Origin of the sequence: Cupriavidus sp. OTU4054, from assembly GCF_038440175.1 — a bacterium.
GTDB classification, from domain to species: Bacteria; Pseudomonadota; Gammaproteobacteria; order Burkholderiales; family Burkholderiaceae; genus Cupriavidus; species Cupriavidus pauculus_D.
Map to the genome: position 1 here is coordinate 14,338 of NZ_JASATF010000029.1, position 17,140 is coordinate 31,477.

Sequence of the window (17,140 nt, forward strand, 5' to 3'; positions counted from 1 at the left end):
CCCCTCAGGAGACCCAGATGACCGTGGCAACCGGCGCTCGTAGTGGCGTGAACTTTATCGGCATGATCCAGAGCCAGAAGCAGTCGGAGATCCATCCGCCCAATCCCGATGGTCCCGTCGTCGATCGCGACTATGTGCGTGCGTTCGCGCAGGCGCACGAGCAGGCCGGCTTCGACCGCGTGCTCGTGCCGCACCATTCCACGGGTCCTTCCGCCACGCTGACCATTTCGTACGCGGCCACGCAGACCGAGCGCGTGCACTTCATGCTGGCCCATCGTCCGGGCTTTACGTCGCCCACGCTGGCCGCACGGCAGATCGCAACGCTCGACCAGTTCAGCGGCGGCCGCCTCGGTGTCCACTTCATCTCGGGCGGCTCCGACGACGAGCAGCAGCGCGATGGCGACTATCTCGACCACGACGAGCGCTATGCGCGCACGGACGAATACCTCGGCATCCTGCGCCGCATCTGGACCGAGAACAAGCCGTTCGATCATGACGGCAAGTACTACCGCTTCCGCAACGGCTTCTCCGAGGTCAAGCCCGCGCAGAAGCCCCATGTGCCGATCTTCTTCGGCGGCGCGTCCGAAGCGGCGATCCCCGTGGCGGGCAAGCATGCCGACGTCTATGCGCTGTGGGGCGAGTCGCTCGACCAGGTGCGCGAGCTGACCACGCGCGTGCGCGCGGAGGCCGCGAAGCACGGCCGCGACGTGCAGTTCTCGATCTCGTTCCGCCCTGTGCTTGCCGAGACCGAAGCGAAGGCATGGGCACGCGCGGAGCATATTCTGGAACGCACGCGCGCGCTGCGCGTGCAGGCCGGCTATAGCCGTGGCGGCCCGCAGCAGAGCGAAGGCGCGCGCCGGTTGCTCGCGGCGGCCGAGCTCGGCGACCGCGTCGATCAGTGCCTGTGGACCGCGATCGCGCGCGAGACCGGCGGGCGCTCCAATTCGACCGGGCTCGTGGGTACGCCCGAACAGGTCGCGCAGGCACTGCTCGCGTACTACGACCTCGGTGTCACCACGTTCCTGATTCGCGGTTTCGATCCGCTCGAAGACGTCGTCGACTATGGCCGCGAACTGATTCCGCGCGTGCGCGAGCTCGTGGCGCAGCGCGAGGCCGAACACGCACAGAAGGCAGCCTGATCATGAGCGCCGTCCTTCCTCTCCAGCGCAGTGCCGAGCCGCTATCGGCCCGCTTCAACGCCACGCCGAAGCAGAAGTTCTTCTTCGATCCGGTGCCGCCGCGCCCGACCGTCGAGGCCGAGCGCCGCCATCGGCAGGAGCGGCTCGCGGGCGCGTTCCGCCTGTTTGCGCGCCATGGATTCGACCTCGGCCTGGCCGGCCATATCACCGCGCGCGATCCCGAGCTGACCGACCACTTCTGGGTGAATCCGCTCGGTCTGCATTTCTCGCGCATTCGCGTATCGGACCTGCTGCTCGTCAATGCGCGCGGCGAAACGGTCATCGGCGACCGCCCCCTCAACAAGGCGGCGTTCGCGATCCATGCCGCGATCCACGAAGCGCATCCGCACGTGGTGGCCGCCGCCCATACGCATTCGACCTACGGCAAGGCCTGGTCCACGCTCGGTCGCAAGCTCGATCCGCTGACGCAGGATTCCTGCTCGTTCTTCGAGGACCACGCGCTCTACGACGAATTCCACGGCATGGTTGTCGACGACACCGAGGGCAACCGCATCGCGCGCGCGCTCGACAAGGGCAATGGCCAGACCTACAAGGGTGCGATCCTCAAGAACCACGGGATTCTCACCGCGGGGCCCACGGTCGAGGCCGCCGCATGGTGGTACATCGCGCTCGAGAACGCCGCGCATACGCAGTTGCTGGCCGAAGCCGCCGGCAAGCCGCAGCCGATCGACGAAGCGACCGCGCGCCATACGCACGGACAGGTCGGCGGCAACGAGGGGTCGTTGCACGCGTTCGAAAGCCTCTACGCGGGGCTGGTGGCCGCGGAGCCGGATCTGCTCGACTGAGCCGATATCGACCATTCAAAACGGGGAGTGAAATCATGAGCCAGAGCCATGCTACCAATGGCCGCCGACGCGTGCTGCGCGCGGCCGCCGCCACCGCCATTGCCGCGCCCGCGCTGATCCTCGGCCGCCAGGCGTGGTCCGCGCCGCGCAAGCTGACGTTCGCGTGGAACCAGAACTCGTTCTGCCTGACGCCGATTGTCGCGGCGCAGGAGCGCGGCTTCTTCGAGAAGAACGGCCTGCAGGTGGACCTCATCAACTACAGCGGATCCACGGACCAGCTGCTGGAATCCATCGCCACGGGCAAGGCCGACGCGGCGGTCGGCATGATCCACCGCTGGCTCAAGCCGCTCGAAGCGGGCTTCGACGTCAAGATCATCGGCAGCTCGCACGGCGGCTGCGTGCGACTGGTCGGCGCGAAGGCGGCCGGCGTGACGAACCTGCAGGCCCTCAAGGGCAAGACCGTCGGCGTGAGCGACCTCGCCGCGCCAGGCAAGCACTTCTTCACGATCCTGCTCGCCAAGAATGGGATCGATCCCGATCGCGACATCACGTGGCGCCAGTATCCGGCCGATCTGCTCGGCGTGGCCGTCGACAAGGGCGAGATCCAGGCGATCGCCGATGGCGACCCGAACCTGTACCTGCTCGAGAAGCGCACCAACGGCGCGTATGTCGAACTGGCGACCAACCTCACCGGCGAATACCAGCGCAAGGTGTGCTGCGTGATCGGCGCGCGCGGCGAACTCGTGCGCAACGACCGCCCGGCCGCCGCGGCCCTCGCGCGCTCGATCGTGCAGGCCACCGACTTCGTGAACGAGAACCCGAACGAGGCCGCCAAGATCTTCGCGAAGTACTCGCCGAAGATCGATCCGAACGATCTGCGCAAGCTGTACTCGACGCTGACCTATACGCATCACCCCACGGGCACCGACCTACAGGAAGAGATCGCATTCTTCGCGCAGGACTTCCAGCGCATTGGCGTGCTGAAGAAGACCACCGATACCAAACGCCTGGCGCAGCATGTCTACGCCAACGTCCTTGGATAACGCCGAAGGAGTCGCACGATGACGACAAGCCAACCGGCGGTGCCGACGCCGCTCGCGCAGCCGCTGCCCCGCGCGCGAGGCGGCATACGCGTCTGGAAGACGGGCCTGCTCGCGGCACTCGCGTGGGGCGCCTTCGGGCTGCTGACGTGGCAATGGCCGAATCATGTGGTCGGCTTCAGCGACTGGGCCTATACGAACGAGCTCGGCATCGCCGCGCTGGCCGTTGCCGCGTTGATCGCACTGATCGCGCTCTTCGCGCCGTTGCGCGGCGGGGCGGGCAGCCACGCCGGCGCGCGCAGCGCACCGCAACGCGCTGTTGCCGCGCTGCACCTCGCGGGCCCGTGGCTCGTTGCGGTTCCGGTGGTGCTGGCCGCATGGGAGATCCTGACCGCCAAGACCGCCACGCTGCCCACGCCGTTCTTCGCGCCGCCGCAGGCGCTCATCGAGGTCTATATCGACGACTGGAAGCGGCTCGGCGACAGCGTGGTCAATACGCTGCGGCTGCTGGCACTGGGCGTGGCCTGGGGCGGTGTGGCCGGCTTCCTGATCGGCGTGTCCATCGGCTGGTCGCGCCGCATCGGCTACTGGGTGCACCCCGTGCTGCGCGTGCTCGGTCCGCTGCCGTCCACCGCGCTGCTGCCACTCACGTTCTACTTCTTTCCGTCGAGCTATTCGGCCGCCGTGTTCCTGATTGCCCTGGCGACCGCGTTTCCGGTGGCGGTGCTGACGTGGTCCGGTGTCGCGAGCGTCAACAAGAGCTACTACGACGTGGCGCGCACGCTCGGCGCTTCGGGGTGGTTCCTCGTGCTGCGCGTGGCCATTCCGGCCGCGCTGCCGCAGGTCTTCGTCGGCCTGTTCATGGGACTCGGCGCCTCGTTCTCGGTGCTCGTCACCGCGGAGATGATGGGTGTGAAGTCCGGCCTCGGCTGGTATCTGACGTGGGCGCAGGGCTGGGCCTCGTACGTCAACATGTATGCGGCGCTGATCGTGATGGCGCTGCTGTTCTCGGGTGTGATCACATTGCTGTTCGTCGTGCGCGACCGCGCGCTGTCGTGGCAGAAAGGCACGGTCAAATGGTAGCCATCGCGGAACGCGCGGAGAACGCTGGTGCGCATATCGACATCCGTCACGTCAGCCACGCGTTCGGCGACGGCGCGGCGCGCCTGCCCGTGCTGGAGGGCGTGAATTTGTCGGTCGCCCCCGGCGAATTCGTCGCGCTGCTCGGCCCGAGCGGCTGCGGCAAGTCGACGCTGCTGCGGCTCGTCGCGGGACTCGAGACGCCGGCCGACGGCGAGATCCTGCAGGACGGCACGCCGATCACCGCGCCCGATCCGTCACGCATCGTCGTGTTCCAGGATCCGACGCTCTACCCATGGCGCCGCGTGTGGGACAACGTCGCGCTCGGCCTGCAGGCGCGCGGCATCGTCAAGCAGCAGCGGCATCGCGTCGATGCGGCGCTCAAGCGCGTGGGGCTCGAGGCGTTCGATCGGGCCTTTCCGCATCAGCTGTCGGGCGGCATGGCGCAGCGCGTGGCACTGGCCCGTGCGCTCGTCAACGATCCGCGCCTGCTCGTGCTAGACGAACCGCTGGGCAAGCTGGACTCGCTGACGCGCCTGGCGATGCAGAGCGAGCTCGTCGAACTGTGGCAGCGCTCGGGCTTCTCCGCGCTGCTCGTCACCCATGACGTCGAGGAGGCGCTGTTCCTCGCGCAGCGCGTCATCGTGTTCAGCCAGCGCCCCGCGCGGATCACGGCCGAGCTGCACGTCGATCTGCCTTACCCGCGCCATCGCGGCGACCCGCGGCTGACCGAACTGCGCCACGAGGCACTGCGTCATCTGGGACTCGATGCCAGCTGGTAATACGTTGCACAAGCCGCGGCATTCGCGGGCCCTGCATCCAGCACGGCCGGTACGCGCGGCGCAGCCCGGGTACCGGCCGTCATCGTCCGGCGGGACGCGATGACCGCGCCGCCGCAATACTGGCTCAACGCCCTGCTGACGGGCATCGAACACGCGCAACTGTGGCTGCTGCGCGTGTGGCATGCGCTCGGCCTGACGGGTGACAGCCACGGCCAGCCCGCATGGCCATGGGCGCACCGCATCGTCGGCGAGACACTGCTGATCGACCTCGGGCTTGCACGGCAACTGCTGTGGTGCGCGGCCGCGATCGTCATCGCCCTGCTGGCGTTGCTGCTGGCCATTGCGTGGAAGCGCCGCCGCCTGCCCGTGCTCGCCGTGGGCGCGCTGGCACTGGCGCTGGCGCCGTGGCCCGCCGCGTCGCTGGTGCTCGGCCCCGCCGTCCCCACGAGCTTCCATGCCAGTCCCACGCATTTCTCGCTGGACGCCATCGCCCGTGGCGAGCGGCTCTACACCGCGCACTGCGTCGCGTGCCATGGCGCGGACGGCCGCGGAGAAGGGCCGCTCGCCGCCACGCTGTCGCGCTGGCCGCCGACGATCGTGAGTCCGCTGCTGGGCCGCCGTCTCGACGGCGAGATGTTCTGGCATGTGCTCGACGGCATGCGCGATGCGCGCGGCGCCATCACCATGCCGGCCTTCGCGGGCGAACTCGGCGACGACGATGCATGGGCCGTGCTCGACTATATGCGCGTGCTGTCGGCACGCACGGGGGCTGCGGTGTTCGGCAGCTGGCCCGTGCCGTTGCGGCTGCCTGGCCTCGATGTGCAATGCGGTGGCGATCCGCCGCAACCTCTCGCGGCATGGCGCGGCACGCAGCGCGTGCGCGTGGTGCTGACCGATGGCCGCCCGGAATCGCTGCCGCTGGAAGATCCGCGCTTCCAGACCCTCGTCGTCACACGCGACGCGCGGCCATTGCGCGATGTGCAGCAGTTTCGCGCGGCCTGTACCGCGGTGTCGCCGGCGGCATGGCAGGTATTCGCGCAGATCGCCGGCCTCGACGATGCGGCCCTCGCGCGCGCCAGTGGCACGACGTTGCTCGCCGATCGCCAGGGATGGCTGCGCGCGCGTGGCGCGCCCGGCGGCGATGCCGAGCTGCTATGCAAGGTCGGCGATGTACCCGCTAATGCCAGACAGGATCTGACAGCACTGGTCCTCGCGATGGACGCCGAGCCCGTGCGATTCGTCAAAGGCGGCTTCGTGCACTGAGCCAACCGCACGCCAACACAAACGAGATAAGCAAGCGCCAAATTCTTCGTTCGCGCGCGCGCGGCGTACACCTACCATCGATGGCTGCCTTCGACTCCTCTCACCCATCATGGATCGCCGCGATTTTCTAGCCAGTACCGCCCTGCTCTCCCTTGGTCTGCCGTTCTCGGCCGAAGCGTTCGCGCAAGCCGCGACATCCAGCGTCAAGCCCGTTCGCGGCGGCACGCTCAACGTCGCGGTATCGCCCGAGCCCACGCTACTCACGTCGGCGTTCATCACGACGATGAACATCGGCCAGGTCTCGAGCAAGGTACTCGAAGGCCTCGTTGCGTACGACCTGAACCTGCAGCCGGTGCCCGCACTGGCCACGTCGTGGGAGACCTCGGCCGATGGCCTCACCACCACGTTCCATCTGCGCAAGGGCGTCAAATGGCACGACGGCAAGGATTTCACCGCCGCGGACGTTCGCTACACGCTGCTGGAAGTCTGGAAGACGCTGCATCCGTTCGGCCGCGCGGCCTTTGCCAACGTGACCGCCGTGGACACGCCCGATCCGCATACGGTCATCATCCGGCTGTCGTCGCCGGCGCCCTACCTGATCAACTACATCAACACGTATGGTGCGCAGGTCCTGCCGAAGCATCTGTACGAAGGCAAGGACGTGCTCAGCAATCCGGTCAACAATGCGCCGGTCGGCACGGGCCCGTTCGTGTTCAGGGAGTGGGTCAAGGGCAGCCATGTGAGGCTCGAGCGCAATCCGAACTACTGGCAGAAGGACCAGCCTTACCTCGACGGCGTCGTGTTCAAGTTCATCCCCGATGCGGCCGCGCGCACGGTGGCACTCGAAGCGGGCGAGCTCGACGTCGCGCTCGGCTCGAGCATTCCGCTGTCGAATCTCACACGCTTTCAGGACAAGCAGCGCTACCGCATCAATCTCGACGATGGCCGCTACCTCGCCACAATCTTCCTCACGCAGTTCAACGTGCGCAAGCCTTACTTCGCGGACAAGCGCGTACGGCAGGCGTTCGCCCACGCGATCGACCGCAACGCGCTGCTCAAGGTGGTGTTCCTCGGCTATGGCAAGCCCGCGACCGGGCCGGTGCCGTCGTCGGTGGTCAACTACTACTCGCCCGAGACCAGACAATATGCGTTAGACGTGAACAAGGCCAAGGCGCTGCTCGACGAAGCCGGGCTCAAGCCCGGCGCCGATGGCAAGCGCCTGCGCATCACGCTCGACTACGACGGCGGTGGCGGCGTCACCGCGAGCCGCCCCGCCGAGTTCATCAAGCAATCGCTGGCGCGCGTGGGGGTCGACGTCGAGTTGCGCGCCGGCGATACGGCGACCTATCTGCGCCGCGTGTTCACCGATCAGGATTACGACCTGATGATCTCGAGCCTCCATCGCCTGCCCGATCCCACGCTCGGCGTGCAGCGGCTGTTCTGGACCCGGAACATCATCAAGGGCGCGCCGTGGACCAATGGGTCCGGCTATTCGAACCCCGAGCTCGATCGCGTGATGGAAGCCGCGGGCCGCGAAGCGGACGTCGCCAAGCGCAAGGCGCTGATCAAGACATGGCAGCAAATCGTCCAGGACGACGTGCCGGTGCTCGATCTCGTCGAGCAGACGTGGGTTACGGTGTCGAGCGCGCGTTTCCACAAGACCACGCCGCAGGGCGATGGCCTGTTCGCGTCGTACGCGGACGCCTGGCTCGCGCCGAAGGCCTGACGCCATGCGACCGCGCGTGCTCGTCTTCCTGCGCCGGCGGTTGCTGCAGGTGGTGCCGGTCGTCATCGGCATCGCGCTGCTCAACTTCCTCATCCTGCAGCTTGCGCCTGGCGATGTCGTGGACGTGCTCGCGGGCGAGGCCGGCGCGGCAACGCCCGAGACCATGGCGCAACTGCGCGCGAGCTTCGGCCTGGACCAGCCGGTCTGGCTACAGCTCGTGCACTACCTCGGCAACGTGGCGACGCTCGATCTCGGCTTCTCTTACCGGCAGAACCTGCCCGTATTCGACCTGATCCTGCAGCGGCTGCCCGCCACGCTGCTGCTGATGGCGCTGGCGATGACGCTGGCCCTCGCGCTCGGTATCGCCTTCGGCGTGATCAGCGCGGTATGGGTCCATCGCTGGCCCGACCGCCTGATCTCGATGACCGCGCTCGTCGCCTATGCGATGCCGACGTTCTGGCTCGGCCTGATGGCCATCGTGCTGTTCTCCGCGCGGCTCGGCTGGCTGCCGTCTGGCGGCATGGCCGATGTCGGCGCGAACCATCGCGGCGTCGCCTACGTGCTCGATGTGGCGCGCCACGCGATCATGCCCACCTGCACGCTCGCGACGTTCTACCTCGCGGTCTACGCGCGGCTCGTGCGCACCGCCATGCTCGAGCTCGACGGCGCGGACTTCGTGCGCACGGCACGGGCCAAAGGCGCGGGCGAAGTGCGCGTGACGCTGGCTCATGCGTTGCGCAACGCGCTGCTGCCGCTCGTGACGATGGCGGGCTATCAGGTCGGTTCGCTGCTGAGCGGCGCGGTACTCGTCGAGTCGGTCTTCAGCTGGCCCGGCCTCGGCCGGCTGGCCTTCGAATCCGTGCTCGCGCGCGACTTCAACCTGTTGCTCGGCATTCTGCTGCTGAGCTCGCTGCTCGTGACCGTCGTCAATATTCTGGTGGACCTGCTTTACGCGGCGATCGACCCGCGCGTGTCGATCGCCCATGCCGGAGGCCGTGCATGAGTACCGTTGCGCATCCGTTACCCACCCGCCGCCGCGGGCTGCCGGGCCTGCGCTTCGCGCGGCGGCATCCCACGCTGTCCGTCGGCGTGCTGCTGCTCGCGGCCATCGTGCTGCTTGCCGCGTTCGGCCCGCTGATCTTTCCGGGCGACCCCTGGGAGATGGCCGGATCGCCGATGCTCTGGCCCGGCGACGATCCCGCGCATCCGCTCGGTACCGACTTCATGGGCCGCGACCTGGCCACGGGGCTTGCGTCGGGCGCGCGCGTCTCGCTGCTGATCGGGCTCGTGAGCACCGCGCTGTCCGCCACGCTCGGCATTGCCGTCGGCGCGATCGGCGGGTACTTCCGCGGGCCCGTCGATACCGCGCTGATGCGGCTGACCGAACTGTTCCAGACGGTGCCCAAGTTCGTACTGGCCGTGGTGCTCGTCGCGATCTTCAAACCCTCGGTCACGACCGTGGTGCTCGCGATCGGCGTGGTCTCGTGGCCATCCACGGCGCGGCTCGTGCGCGCGGAGTTCCTGTCGCTGCGCGAGCGCGAGTTCGTGCTGGCGGCGGAGACGATCGGCATGAGCCACGCGCGCATCATCGTCACGCAGATCCTGCCCAATGCGTTGCCGCCCGTGATCGCGATGGCCACGCTGACCGTCGCCACCGCGATCCAGACCGAGGCCTCGCTGTCGTTCCTCGGTCTTGGGGATCCGAACGTCATGAGCTGGGGCACGATCATCGGCAGCGGGCGCGAACAGGTGGCCGACGCGTGGTACATCTGCGCGCTGCCGGGGCTTGCGATCGTGCTGACCGTGCTCGCGTTCAACCTCGTTGGCGAAGGGCTCAACGACGCGCTCAATCCGCAACTTCGGCAACGTTCTTCGGCAACGTAATGGGTAAGCGAGAGGAATGACCATGCCATTGCTCGACGTGCGCGGCCTGCGCACCAACTTCGATACCGCTACTGGCACCGTCACCGCCGTGCGCGACGTCTCGCTGACCATCGAGCGCGGCGAGACGCTCGCGCTCGTCGGCGAAAGCGGCTCGGGAAAATCGGTGACGGCCTGCTCGCTGCTGCGGCTGCTGCCGCGCCGTGGCGCGCGCGTGAGCGCGGGCGAGGCGTGGTTCGACGGCATCGATCTGCTTGCGCTCGACGATGCCGGCATGCGCGCGGTCCGTGGCGACCGCATTGCCATGATCTTTCAGGAGCCGATGTCCGCGCTCAATCCGGTCATGCGCATCGGCGACCAGATCGTCGAGGCCATTCGGCTGCATCGCCGGGTGAGCCATGCCGCAGCCGAGGCGCGCGCGATCGCGCTGCTCGAGCAGGTGCGCATGCCGTCGCCGCGCGAGCGCGCGCGGGACTTTCCGCATCAGCTGTCGGGCGGCATGCGCCAGCGCGCGATGATCGCCATCGCGCTGGCGGGCGAGCCCGATCTGCTGATTGCCGATGAACCGACCACCGCGCTAGACGTGACCACGCAGGCGCAGATCCTCGCGTTGCTCAAGCGGCTGCAGCGCGAGACGGGCATGGCGCTGCTGCTGATCACGCACGATCTCGGCGTGGTCGCGGAGACGGCCGATCGGGCCGCCGTCATGTATGCGGGGCGCATCGTGGAACAGGGCCGCGTGGACGCCCTGCTCGCCCGTCCCGCGCATCCGTACACGGCGGGGCTGCTCGCCTCGCAGGCCATCGATGCGCTGGCGCCCGGCAGCCGCCTGCCCGAGATTCCGGGCACCGTGCCGCCGTTGTCGGCCATGCCGCCGGGATGCGCGTTCGCCCCGCGCTGCGCGCATGCGCGGCCGCAGTGCACGCAGGCGGCCCCGGCGCTTGTCGCGCATGGCGCGGTCCAACTGGCCTGCCACGCGCCGCTCGTCCCGAGTCGCGACGCGGCGGAGCGACCCGCGCCGCACGGGGACGCATCGGGATGGCACCCGCCCGCGCCAGCCACCGTCGGCACGCCCCACGCACACGTGGAGGTCGCCGCATGACCGCCCCCCTTCTCTCCCTACGTGGCGTTTCCCGCCACTACCGTACTCACGCCGGCACCGTACGCGCGCTGGACCGCGTCTCGCTCGACGTCCGGCGCGGCGAGACGCTCGGTCTCGTGGGCGAAAGCGGCTGCGGCAAATCGACCATCGCGCGCGTCGTCATGCGGCTGACGCCCGCCGACGAAGGCGAGGTGCTGCTCGATGGCGAAGACATCGCGCAACGAACAGGCCGCGAGCGCATCCAGATGGTGTTCCAGGACCCCGCCGCCTCGCTGAACCCGCGCGTGACCATCGGCCGCGCGCTCGAGGAACCGCTGATCGTGCACCGGCGCGGCAACGCGAACGAACGGCGCGCGCTCGTGCACGACATGCTCGACCGTGTGGGCCTGCGCACAGACATGGCCACGCGATTGCCCCACGAGCTATCGGGCGGCCAGCGCCAGCGCGTCGCCATCGCGCGCGCGCTGATGCTGTCGCCCGACCTCATCGTCTGCGACGAAGCCGTCTCCGCGCTCGACGTCTCCATTCGCGCGCAGGTGCTGAACCTGCTGCTCGACCTGCGCGCGTCGCTCGGTATCGCCTATCTGTTCATCTCGCACGATCTGTCGGTCGTGCGGCATATGTCGGACCGCATCGCGGTAATGTATCTGGGGCAGATCGTCGAGTCCGGTCCGCGCGACGCGGTATGGGAGACGCCACGGCACCCGTACACGCGCGCGCTGATGGCGGCCGCGCCCGGGGTCCGTACGGGCGCAGACCCGCAACCGCGCATCGAGACACGCCCGGTCATCGAAGGCGAACTGCCGAGCCCGCTCGCGCCGCCATCAGGGTGCCGCTTTCATCCACGCTGCCCGCTCGCGGTGCAACGCTGCCGCGAGGAGGCGTCGGTCCTGCGCGAAGTCGTCTTCCACAACGACGCGGCAACGCACCGGGTCGCCTGCCATCTCGCGGACTAGCGCATCAGAATCGATGCCGCACGCCGATGGTGACGGCGGTCTGGTTTTCGTCCGGCACCGCGGTCCCCACACCGCCGACGCCGATCGACGAGTTGCCACGGTTCCGCGCGAAGGCGACTTTCGTATAGACGTCGGTGCGCTTGGAGAACGAATAGTCGGCACCGACGATCGCCAGCCACGGATCCTGATTGCCATGGCGCTGATCGGTGTAATACACGCCGCCCAGCAGCTGGATCGCCCCGGTGATGTTGTACGTCGCGCCCAGCCAGTACAGGTTGGTGCGCAGGCCCGTCGCGGTCGGGCTGTCGGCGCCCTGATCCTGCAGCCAGCGATAGCCGCCAAACAGCTTGAGCTGCCCGAACGTATAGTTGGCCCCGGCCGCAAACCGCTTGGCATTGCGCTGACGCGTGGCCTCGGTATTGCCCTGGTACTGGTCGTAGGCCAGGCCGAGCTGCAGATTGCCGATGTTGTAGCCCAGCCCGCCGCCGACGTCGCGCGACGTCTCGGGCGAGCCCGGGACTTCGCCGTCGTTGTTGCGGCCGAAGCTGTAGTAGCCGATCGCCGTGAGTCCGCCGAACTTGCCGGTGTACTTGACCATATTGTCGGCGCGGCCGTTGAACGCGGCATCCACCGACACCAGCGAATAGCGCGCGGGGACGCCGTACGGATCGAATGCCGCGAACAGATCGTAGATCGCGGTCTGCTGCCGGCCGAGCGTGACGGCACCGAACTGGTTCTGCAGGCCGACGTATGCCATCCGGCCGAACAGCCGGTTGCCCTGCGCGGACAGGCCATTGTCGATGGTGAAGCCGCTCTCGAGCGTGAACAGCGCGCGCATGCCCCCGCCCAGATCTTCCACGCCGCGCAGGCCCCACCGATTGGACGACATATTGTCCGAGGCCACGCGCACGGCCGTGCCGCCGTTGCCGCCGGGCGAATGCGTAACCGCCTCCACGCTGCCATCGAGAATGCCGTAGAGCGTCACGCTCGATTGCGCAAGCGCGCCTTGCGCCGCGCCGAGGGCGCACAGGGCGCAGGCAGCCACCACGGGCCGGATGACGGTTTTCATTCTTGTGGTCCCCCTGAAGCAACGCCGATGCGGGCGAATGCGGGCATGCGGGGACATTGGCAGAGGCCCCCTTGCTCATTCAAGCAGACGGCATGCTAAAACGAAACCGGATTTAGTGTCCGCGCACGCTGTCGCAAAAAACAGACGCGCGCGCGGACAGCGCTGGCGCTTAAACCGCCGAGGCGCTGACGCCCTGCCCCACGCGCGCATCGAGCACGGGCGGTGCCGTGACAATCGACGTGAGCGACGGCTCCACAGGCCCGAGCTTCGCGAGGTCCGGCAGCGGACGCCGCAGCGCGGGCGACGTGGCAAACGCCTGTTCCATCGCGTGCGCGATGCCGAGCGTCTCGCGATCCTGGCGGAAACCGCCGACGATCTGCAGGCCGAACGGCATGCCGGCGTGATCGAGCCCGCAAGGCAGCGACAGCGCCGGGTGGGTGGTCAGCGTCACCACATACGTCGGCGCGAGCCAGCGGTAATAGTTCTCCTGACGCACGCCGTTGATCGTCTCCGCATACAACGACGTCCACGGGAACGGCGAGACGGGCGTGGTCGGCGACAGAATCACGTCGTAGTCGCGATAGAGCTGCTGGAAGCGCTGAAGGATGCGCGTCTGCTCGCTCTGCGCCCAGGAACTGTCCACGAGCGACATGCGCGCGCCAATCTCGTAGTTGGCCCGCGTGTTGGGACCGAGCGTCGACGGATCGCGCTCGTAGGCCTCGCGCGTGCTCGCGACGAAGCTCTCCGCGCGCAGCACGTCGAAACACCTGTGCGCGTCCCCAAGGTCCACGCTCACCTCGTCGCAGCTGCGGAACAGGTGTCGCATCGCGGCGATCTTCTCGCGGAACACGCGGCGGATGTCGTTATCGACGTCGCAGCAGCCGAAGTCCTCGGTGTAGCCCACGCGCAGGCGGCCCAGATCCATCGGCATCGGGACGAGGAACGACATCGGGTCGAGCGCGTACGTGAGCGGATCGGACGCGGACACGCCCGCCGAAGCGGCCAGTTGCAGGCACGCGTCGGCCACGGTGCGGCCCATCGGGCCGACCACCGAGATCGGCGTCCAGCCGAGCAGCTTGCGCGAGCTCGGCACCACGCCCGGCGACGGACGAAAACCGACCACGCCGCACTTGGCCGCCGGAATGCGCAGCGAACCGCCGGTATCCGAACCGGTGCACACGGGCAGCAGATCGGCAGCGAGCGCCGCGGCGGAACCGCCCGACGACCCGCCCGCATTGAGGCGCGGGTCGAACGGGTTGCCCGTGGCGCCCCAGACGTCATTGCGCGAGTTCGCGCCGGCGCCCATCTCGGGGATATTGGTCTTGCCGGCCACGATGGCACCGGCCGCGCGCAGGCGCGCGACCAGCACGTTGTCCTCGGCGGGCACGTTGTCGCGATACAGCGGCGAGCCGTACGTCGTCAGCAGGCCGGCCGTCGCCTCCAGATCCTTCACCCCGAGCGGCAGCCCGTGCAGCAGGCCCAGCGGCGCGCCCGCAAGCACCGCGCGCTCGGCGGCCCGCGCTTCTTCCCGCGCACGATCGAAGCACGTGGCCGTCACCGCGTTCAGGAACGGGTTCACGGCCTCGATGCGTGCAATGCAGGCGTCGAGCAGCTCGACCGGCGAGATCTCCTTGCTGCCGATCATCCGGCGCAGTTCGACGGCCGAGCGCGATACCAGCGTGGCGTCCGTAGTCATGGGGTTGTCTCCCTCAGTGTGTTTTCGCAATATTAATCGGCGGTGATGTTCGCACGCTGCGCGGTCGCGCGCATCAGCGGCAGCTCGCGCGCGATCAGCGCGGACACGGCGGCACCGTCCGCATACGACGGCTCGAAGCCCGCGTCGAGCAGCTGCTTGCGCGTATCGGCATCGGCCATCGTGGCCGCCAGCGCGCCCTCGAGCTTCTTCTTCACGTCGGCGGGCAGCCCGCGCGGCGCGACGAGCGCGAGCCACGTATCGGCATCCATGCCCGGGTATCCGGCCTCGGCCACCGTCGGCACGTTCGGCAGCAGCTGCGAACGCTTGGCCGTGGTCACGGCAATCGCCTTGACTTTGCCGCCGCGCACCTGCGGAATCGCGGCCGCGACCGTGTCGATCGTGAACGGAATCTGGCCACCGATCAGGTCGGTCATCGCGGGCGCGCTGCCCTTGTATGGCACGTGCAACAGCTTGATACCCGCGAGGTTGAACAACATTTCTCCCGCGAACTGCGCGGTGGTGCCGGCACCGAACGTGCCATACGAATACTTGCCCGGCGCGGCCTTCGCCGACGCGACCAGTTGCTTGAGATCGTTGACGGGCACGTCGCGATTCGCCAGCAGGATCAGGCCCGTGCGGCCCGTCAGGCCGATCGGCTCGAAGCTCTTCACCGGGTCGTACGGCAGCTTCGGATGAATGGCGGGGTTCACCGTGAACGTGGTGCCCGAGCTCAGGAACAGCGTATAGCCATCGGGCGCGGCCTTGGCCGCGAAGCCCGCGCCGACGATCGTGCCCGCGCCGGGACGGTTGTCGATGACCACGGACTGGCCGAGCTTCTCGCCGAGCTTCTTGCCGACGAGGCGGCCGATCACGTCGGTCGCGCCGCCGGGCGGGAACGGAATCACCAGCTGGATCGGCTTCGACGGATACGCCTGCGCCAGCGCGCTGCCGGCGATCAGCGCGGCGCCGCACGCGACGGCCACACGCGCGGCAAGGACGAAGCCGCCAGAAATCATGGGGGTACGAGTCATGGTGATTCTCCGCAAGGGTCTAACAGTTCAGAACGGTTCTGAGATGCCGCGGGTTGCCCGTTATTCGGGTGCCCGCGGCGGGATATCGTCATTCGCGCGCACCGCGATGGCGGCGCCGCGTTCGGCAAAGGCCGCATAGGCCTCGGGCGGCACGAACAGTCCGCCGGTGGTCCATACCAGATGCGTCGCGTTCGGCAACGCGTCGCCAAGGCCCGTTTCCCGCAGCCATTTCCGGCCCGCCGCGCTGTGCAGCAACATGTCCGGGCCGCTGAAACCGGCCGCCGCCGACGGTTCGACGTGCATGCCTTCGCTCACGCGCAGGCGATGCAGATCGAGGAACAGGGTGTCGTCGGCCACCGTGTAGCCGCCCGCAAGCATCGGCGTCATGGCCTCGGCCGCGAGTTCGGACGCGCGCGGCACCGCAAGGCCGTCGGCCTCGGTGCGGTTGTCGAGGCCGTAGTCGTATACGGACTTGCCCGGCGACAGCATCTCCACGAAGAAGCATGGCGACTGCGTGGGCTCGGCGAAGAACGCATGCACGTGGGGGCCGTAGATCTGACGCAGGCCGAACGCGATACCGGCCGGCGCGCCACCGACGCCGCAGGGCAGGTACACGAACAGCGGATGCGCGGCATCGACGACGATCCCCGCCGCGTCGAACTGGTCGCGCAGATGCAAGGCGGCGGCGCTGTAGCCGAGCATCAGCGACAGCGAACGCTCGTCATCGACGAAGTAGCAATACGGGTCCTGCTCGGCCTGGCGGCGCCCGGCGGCCACGGCCTCGGCGTAATCCCCTTCATGCTCGACCACGTTGACGCCGCGCGCACGCAGACGCGCCTTCTTCCATTCCTTGGCGTCCGCCGACATATGCACCGTGGCGCGGAAGCCCAGCGCGGCGGCCATCACGCCGATGCTCAGGCCGAGATTGCCGGTGGAACCCACGGCAACTTCATAGCGCGCGAACAGTTCGCGGGCGGGAGCCTGCCCCAGGACGGTGTAGTCGCTCTGGCGCGTCACCAGCCCGTTCTTGAGCGCGAGCGACTCGGCGAACTCGAGCACCTCGTGAATGCCACCGCGCGCCTTGATCGAACCGGCCACCGGCAGGCCATGATCGGCCTTGACCCACAGCGCGCCCTGCGCGGGCTCGATGCCGAGCGCGCGCTGCATCGCGGACACGCGGTGCAGGCCCGACTCGATGCGGCCGCCGGTTTCCCGCAGTTCCGGAAACAGCTGCGCGAGCAGCGGCGCAAAGCGCAGGAAGCGGTCCTGAGCCGCCTGGGAATCAGCTAGACTAATGGCACGCCCGTCCACGACGGTCTGGACCTCGGCGGCATCGCTGCGCGCGGGATTGGTCCACAGCAGGGGCCGCGCCGCGCGCAGATCCTCCAGCAGCGTGGGTTCTGGCGAAATTGTCTCTGTTGTCATCGTGTAATTTCCGTCAGCGGAAGCCGTGTGAAGCGGCGAAAAGCGTGTTGCGATGGATCTATTCTTGTCCCGATGGCACGGCCTCCACAAACCATTTGTACTGAT

15 protein-coding genes are annotated in these 17,140 nt (G+C 68.2%); 11 read left to right on the forward strand and 4 right to left on the reverse strand.

Going from position 1 to position 17,140, the window contains the following annotated elements; all coding sequences use genetic code 11:
• Positions 1-17: 17 nt before the first annotated feature.
• The 11 genes from AAHB16_RS26710 to AAHB16_RS26760 all read left to right on the forward strand — a co-directional run bounded on the left by AAHB16_RS26710 (position 18) and on the right by AAHB16_RS26760 (position 11,814).
• Positions 18-1,139 carry an LLM class flavin-dependent oxidoreductase gene (locus AAHB16_RS26710; RefSeq protein ID WP_150372455.1) on the forward strand — a complete coding sequence of 374 codons (1,122 nt, stop codon included), beginning with the start codon at positions 18-20 and terminating at the stop codon, positions 1,137-1,139.
• Between the two features lie 2 nt (positions 1,140-1,141).
• Positions 1,142-1,984, forward strand: coding sequence for a class II aldolase/adducin family protein (locus AAHB16_RS26715; RefSeq protein ID WP_342052441.1), 843 nt, complete (start codon positions 1,142-1,144; stop codon positions 1,982-1,984).
• A gap of 35 nt (positions 1,985-2,019) precedes the next feature.
• Positions 2,020-3,027, forward strand: coding sequence for an ABC transporter substrate-binding protein (locus tag AAHB16_RS26720; RefSeq protein WP_150372457.1), 1,008 nt, complete (start codon positions 2,020-2,022; stop codon positions 3,025-3,027).
• Between the two features lie 18 nt (positions 3,028-3,045).
• On the forward strand, positions 3,046-4,107 hold the full coding sequence (locus tag AAHB16_RS26725) for an ABC transporter permease (protein WP_342052442.1): 1,062 nt from the start codon (positions 3,046-3,048) through the stop codon (positions 4,105-4,107).
• Positions 4,101-4,886, forward strand: coding sequence for an ABC transporter ATP-binding protein (locus AAHB16_RS26730; protein ID WP_150372459.1), 786 nt, complete (start codon positions 4,101-4,103; stop codon positions 4,884-4,886). The genes AAHB16_RS26725 and AAHB16_RS26730 overlap by 7 nt, the downstream gene beginning before the upstream one ends.
• A 99-nt stretch (positions 4,887-4,985) precedes the next feature.
• Positions 4,986-6,149 (forward strand): c-type cytochrome, encoded by a 1,164-nt coding sequence (locus tag AAHB16_RS26735; protein ID WP_342052443.1) that lies wholly within the window; start codon positions 4,986-4,988, stop codon positions 6,147-6,149.
• A gap of 109 nt (positions 6,150-6,258) precedes the next feature.
• Positions 6,259-7,875 (forward strand): ABC transporter substrate-binding protein, encoded by a 1,617-nt coding sequence (locus AAHB16_RS26740; RefSeq protein ID WP_342052444.1) that lies wholly within the window; start codon positions 6,259-6,261, stop codon positions 7,873-7,875.
• A gap of 4 nt (positions 7,876-7,879) precedes the next feature.
• Positions 7,880-8,878 (forward strand): ABC transporter permease, encoded by a 999-nt coding sequence (locus tag AAHB16_RS26745; protein ID WP_342052445.1) that lies wholly within the window; start codon positions 7,880-7,882, stop codon positions 8,876-8,878.
• A complete protein-coding gene (locus AAHB16_RS26750; protein ID WP_342052446.1) occupies positions 8,875-9,759 on the forward strand; it encodes an ABC transporter permease in 885 nt (294 codons plus the stop codon). Before AAHB16_RS26745 ends, AAHB16_RS26750 begins: the two co-directional genes overlap by 4 nt.
• 16 nt (positions 9,760-9,775) lie before the next feature.
• Entirely contained in the window at positions 9,776-10,858 is a 1,083-nt protein-coding gene (locus tag AAHB16_RS26755) for an ABC transporter ATP-binding protein (RefSeq protein WP_446718140.1), read from the forward strand.
• The gene (locus AAHB16_RS26760) at positions 10,855-11,814 is read left to right on the forward strand and encodes an ABC transporter ATP-binding protein (RefSeq protein ID WP_342052448.1); all 960 of its coding nucleotides are present in this window, start codon (positions 10,855-10,857) and stop codon (positions 11,812-11,814) included. The genes AAHB16_RS26755 and AAHB16_RS26760 overlap by 4 nt, the downstream gene beginning before the upstream one ends.
• A 4-nt stretch (positions 11,815-11,818) precedes the next feature.
• Here AAHB16_RS26760 and AAHB16_RS26765 read toward each other — a convergent pair whose 3' ends face one another.
• From AAHB16_RS26765 to AAHB16_RS26780, 4 genes are all read right to left on the reverse strand, one after another.
• A complete protein-coding gene (locus tag AAHB16_RS26765; RefSeq protein ID WP_150372466.1) occupies positions 11,819-12,883 on the reverse strand; it encodes a porin in 1,065 nt (354 codons plus the stop codon).
• 169 nt (positions 12,884-13,052) lie between these two features.
• Positions 13,053-14,579 carry an amidase gene (locus AAHB16_RS26770; RefSeq protein WP_150372467.1) on the reverse strand — a complete coding sequence of 509 codons (1,527 nt, stop codon included), beginning with the start codon at positions 14,577-14,579 and terminating at the stop codon, positions 13,053-13,055.
• A gap of 32 nt (positions 14,580-14,611) precedes the next feature.
• Complete coding sequence (locus tag AAHB16_RS26775) at positions 14,612-15,610, reverse strand: Bug family tripartite tricarboxylate transporter substrate binding protein (protein WP_342052449.1); 999 nt, start codon at positions 15,608-15,610, stop codon at positions 14,612-14,614.
• Positions 15,611-15,670: 60 nt separating this feature from the next.
• Positions 15,671-17,035, reverse strand: coding sequence for a D-serine ammonia-lyase (locus AAHB16_RS26780; protein WP_342052450.1), 1,365 nt, complete (start codon positions 17,033-17,035; stop codon positions 15,671-15,673).
• Positions 17,036-17,140 lie beyond the last annotated feature (105 nt).

Coding starts and splice junctions, on each gene's coding strand:
- AAHB16_RS26715 (WP_342052441.1), top strand. CDS start 1,142: ATGAGCGCCGTCCTTCCTCTCCAGCGCAGTGCCGAGCCGCTATCGGCC.
- AAHB16_RS26745 (WP_342052445.1), top strand. CDS start 7,880: ATGCGACCGCGCGTGCTCGTCTTCCTGCGCCGGCGGTTGCTGCAGGTG.
- AAHB16_RS26775 (WP_342052449.1), bottom strand. CDS start 15,610: ATGACTCGTACCCCCATGATTTCTGGCGGCTTCGTCCTTGCCGCGCGT.
- AAHB16_RS26780 (WP_342052450.1), bottom strand. CDS start 17,035: ATGACAACAGAGACAATTTCGCCAGAACCCACGCTGCTGGAGGATCTG.
- AAHB16_RS26755 (WP_446718140.1), top strand. CDS start 9,776: ATGACCATGCCATTGCTCGACGTGCGCGGCCTGCGCACCAACTTCGAT.
- AAHB16_RS26710 (WP_150372455.1), top strand. CDS start 18: ATGACCGTGGCAACCGGCGCTCGTAGTGGCGTGAACTTTATCGGCATG.
- AAHB16_RS26740 (WP_342052444.1), top strand. CDS start 6,259: ATGGATCGCCGCGATTTTCTAGCCAGTACCGCCCTGCTCTCCCTTGGT.
- AAHB16_RS26760 (WP_342052448.1), top strand. CDS start 10,855: ATGACCGCCCCCCTTCTCTCCCTACGTGGCGTTTCCCGCCACTACCGT.
- AAHB16_RS26720 (WP_150372457.1), top strand. CDS start 2,020: ATGAGCCAGAGCCATGCTACCAATGGCCGCCGACGCGTGCTGCGCGCG.
- AAHB16_RS26730 (WP_150372459.1), top strand. CDS start 4,101: ATGGTAGCCATCGCGGAACGCGCGGAGAACGCTGGTGCGCATATCGAC.
- AAHB16_RS26770 (WP_150372467.1), bottom strand. CDS start 14,579: ATGACTACGGACGCCACGCTGGTATCGCGCTCGGCCGTCGAACTGCGC.
- AAHB16_RS26725 (WP_342052442.1), top strand. CDS start 3,046: ATGACGACAAGCCAACCGGCGGTGCCGACGCCGCTCGCGCAGCCGCTG.
- AAHB16_RS26735 (WP_342052443.1), top strand. CDS start 4,986: ATGACCGCGCCGCCGCAATACTGGCTCAACGCCCTGCTGACGGGCATC.
- AAHB16_RS26765 (WP_150372466.1), bottom strand. CDS start 12,883: ATGAAAACCGTCATCCGGCCCGTGGTGGCTGCCTGCGCCCTGTGCGCC.
- AAHB16_RS26750 (WP_342052446.1), top strand. CDS start 8,875: ATGAGTACCGTTGCGCATCCGTTACCCACCCGCCGCCGCGGGCTGCCG.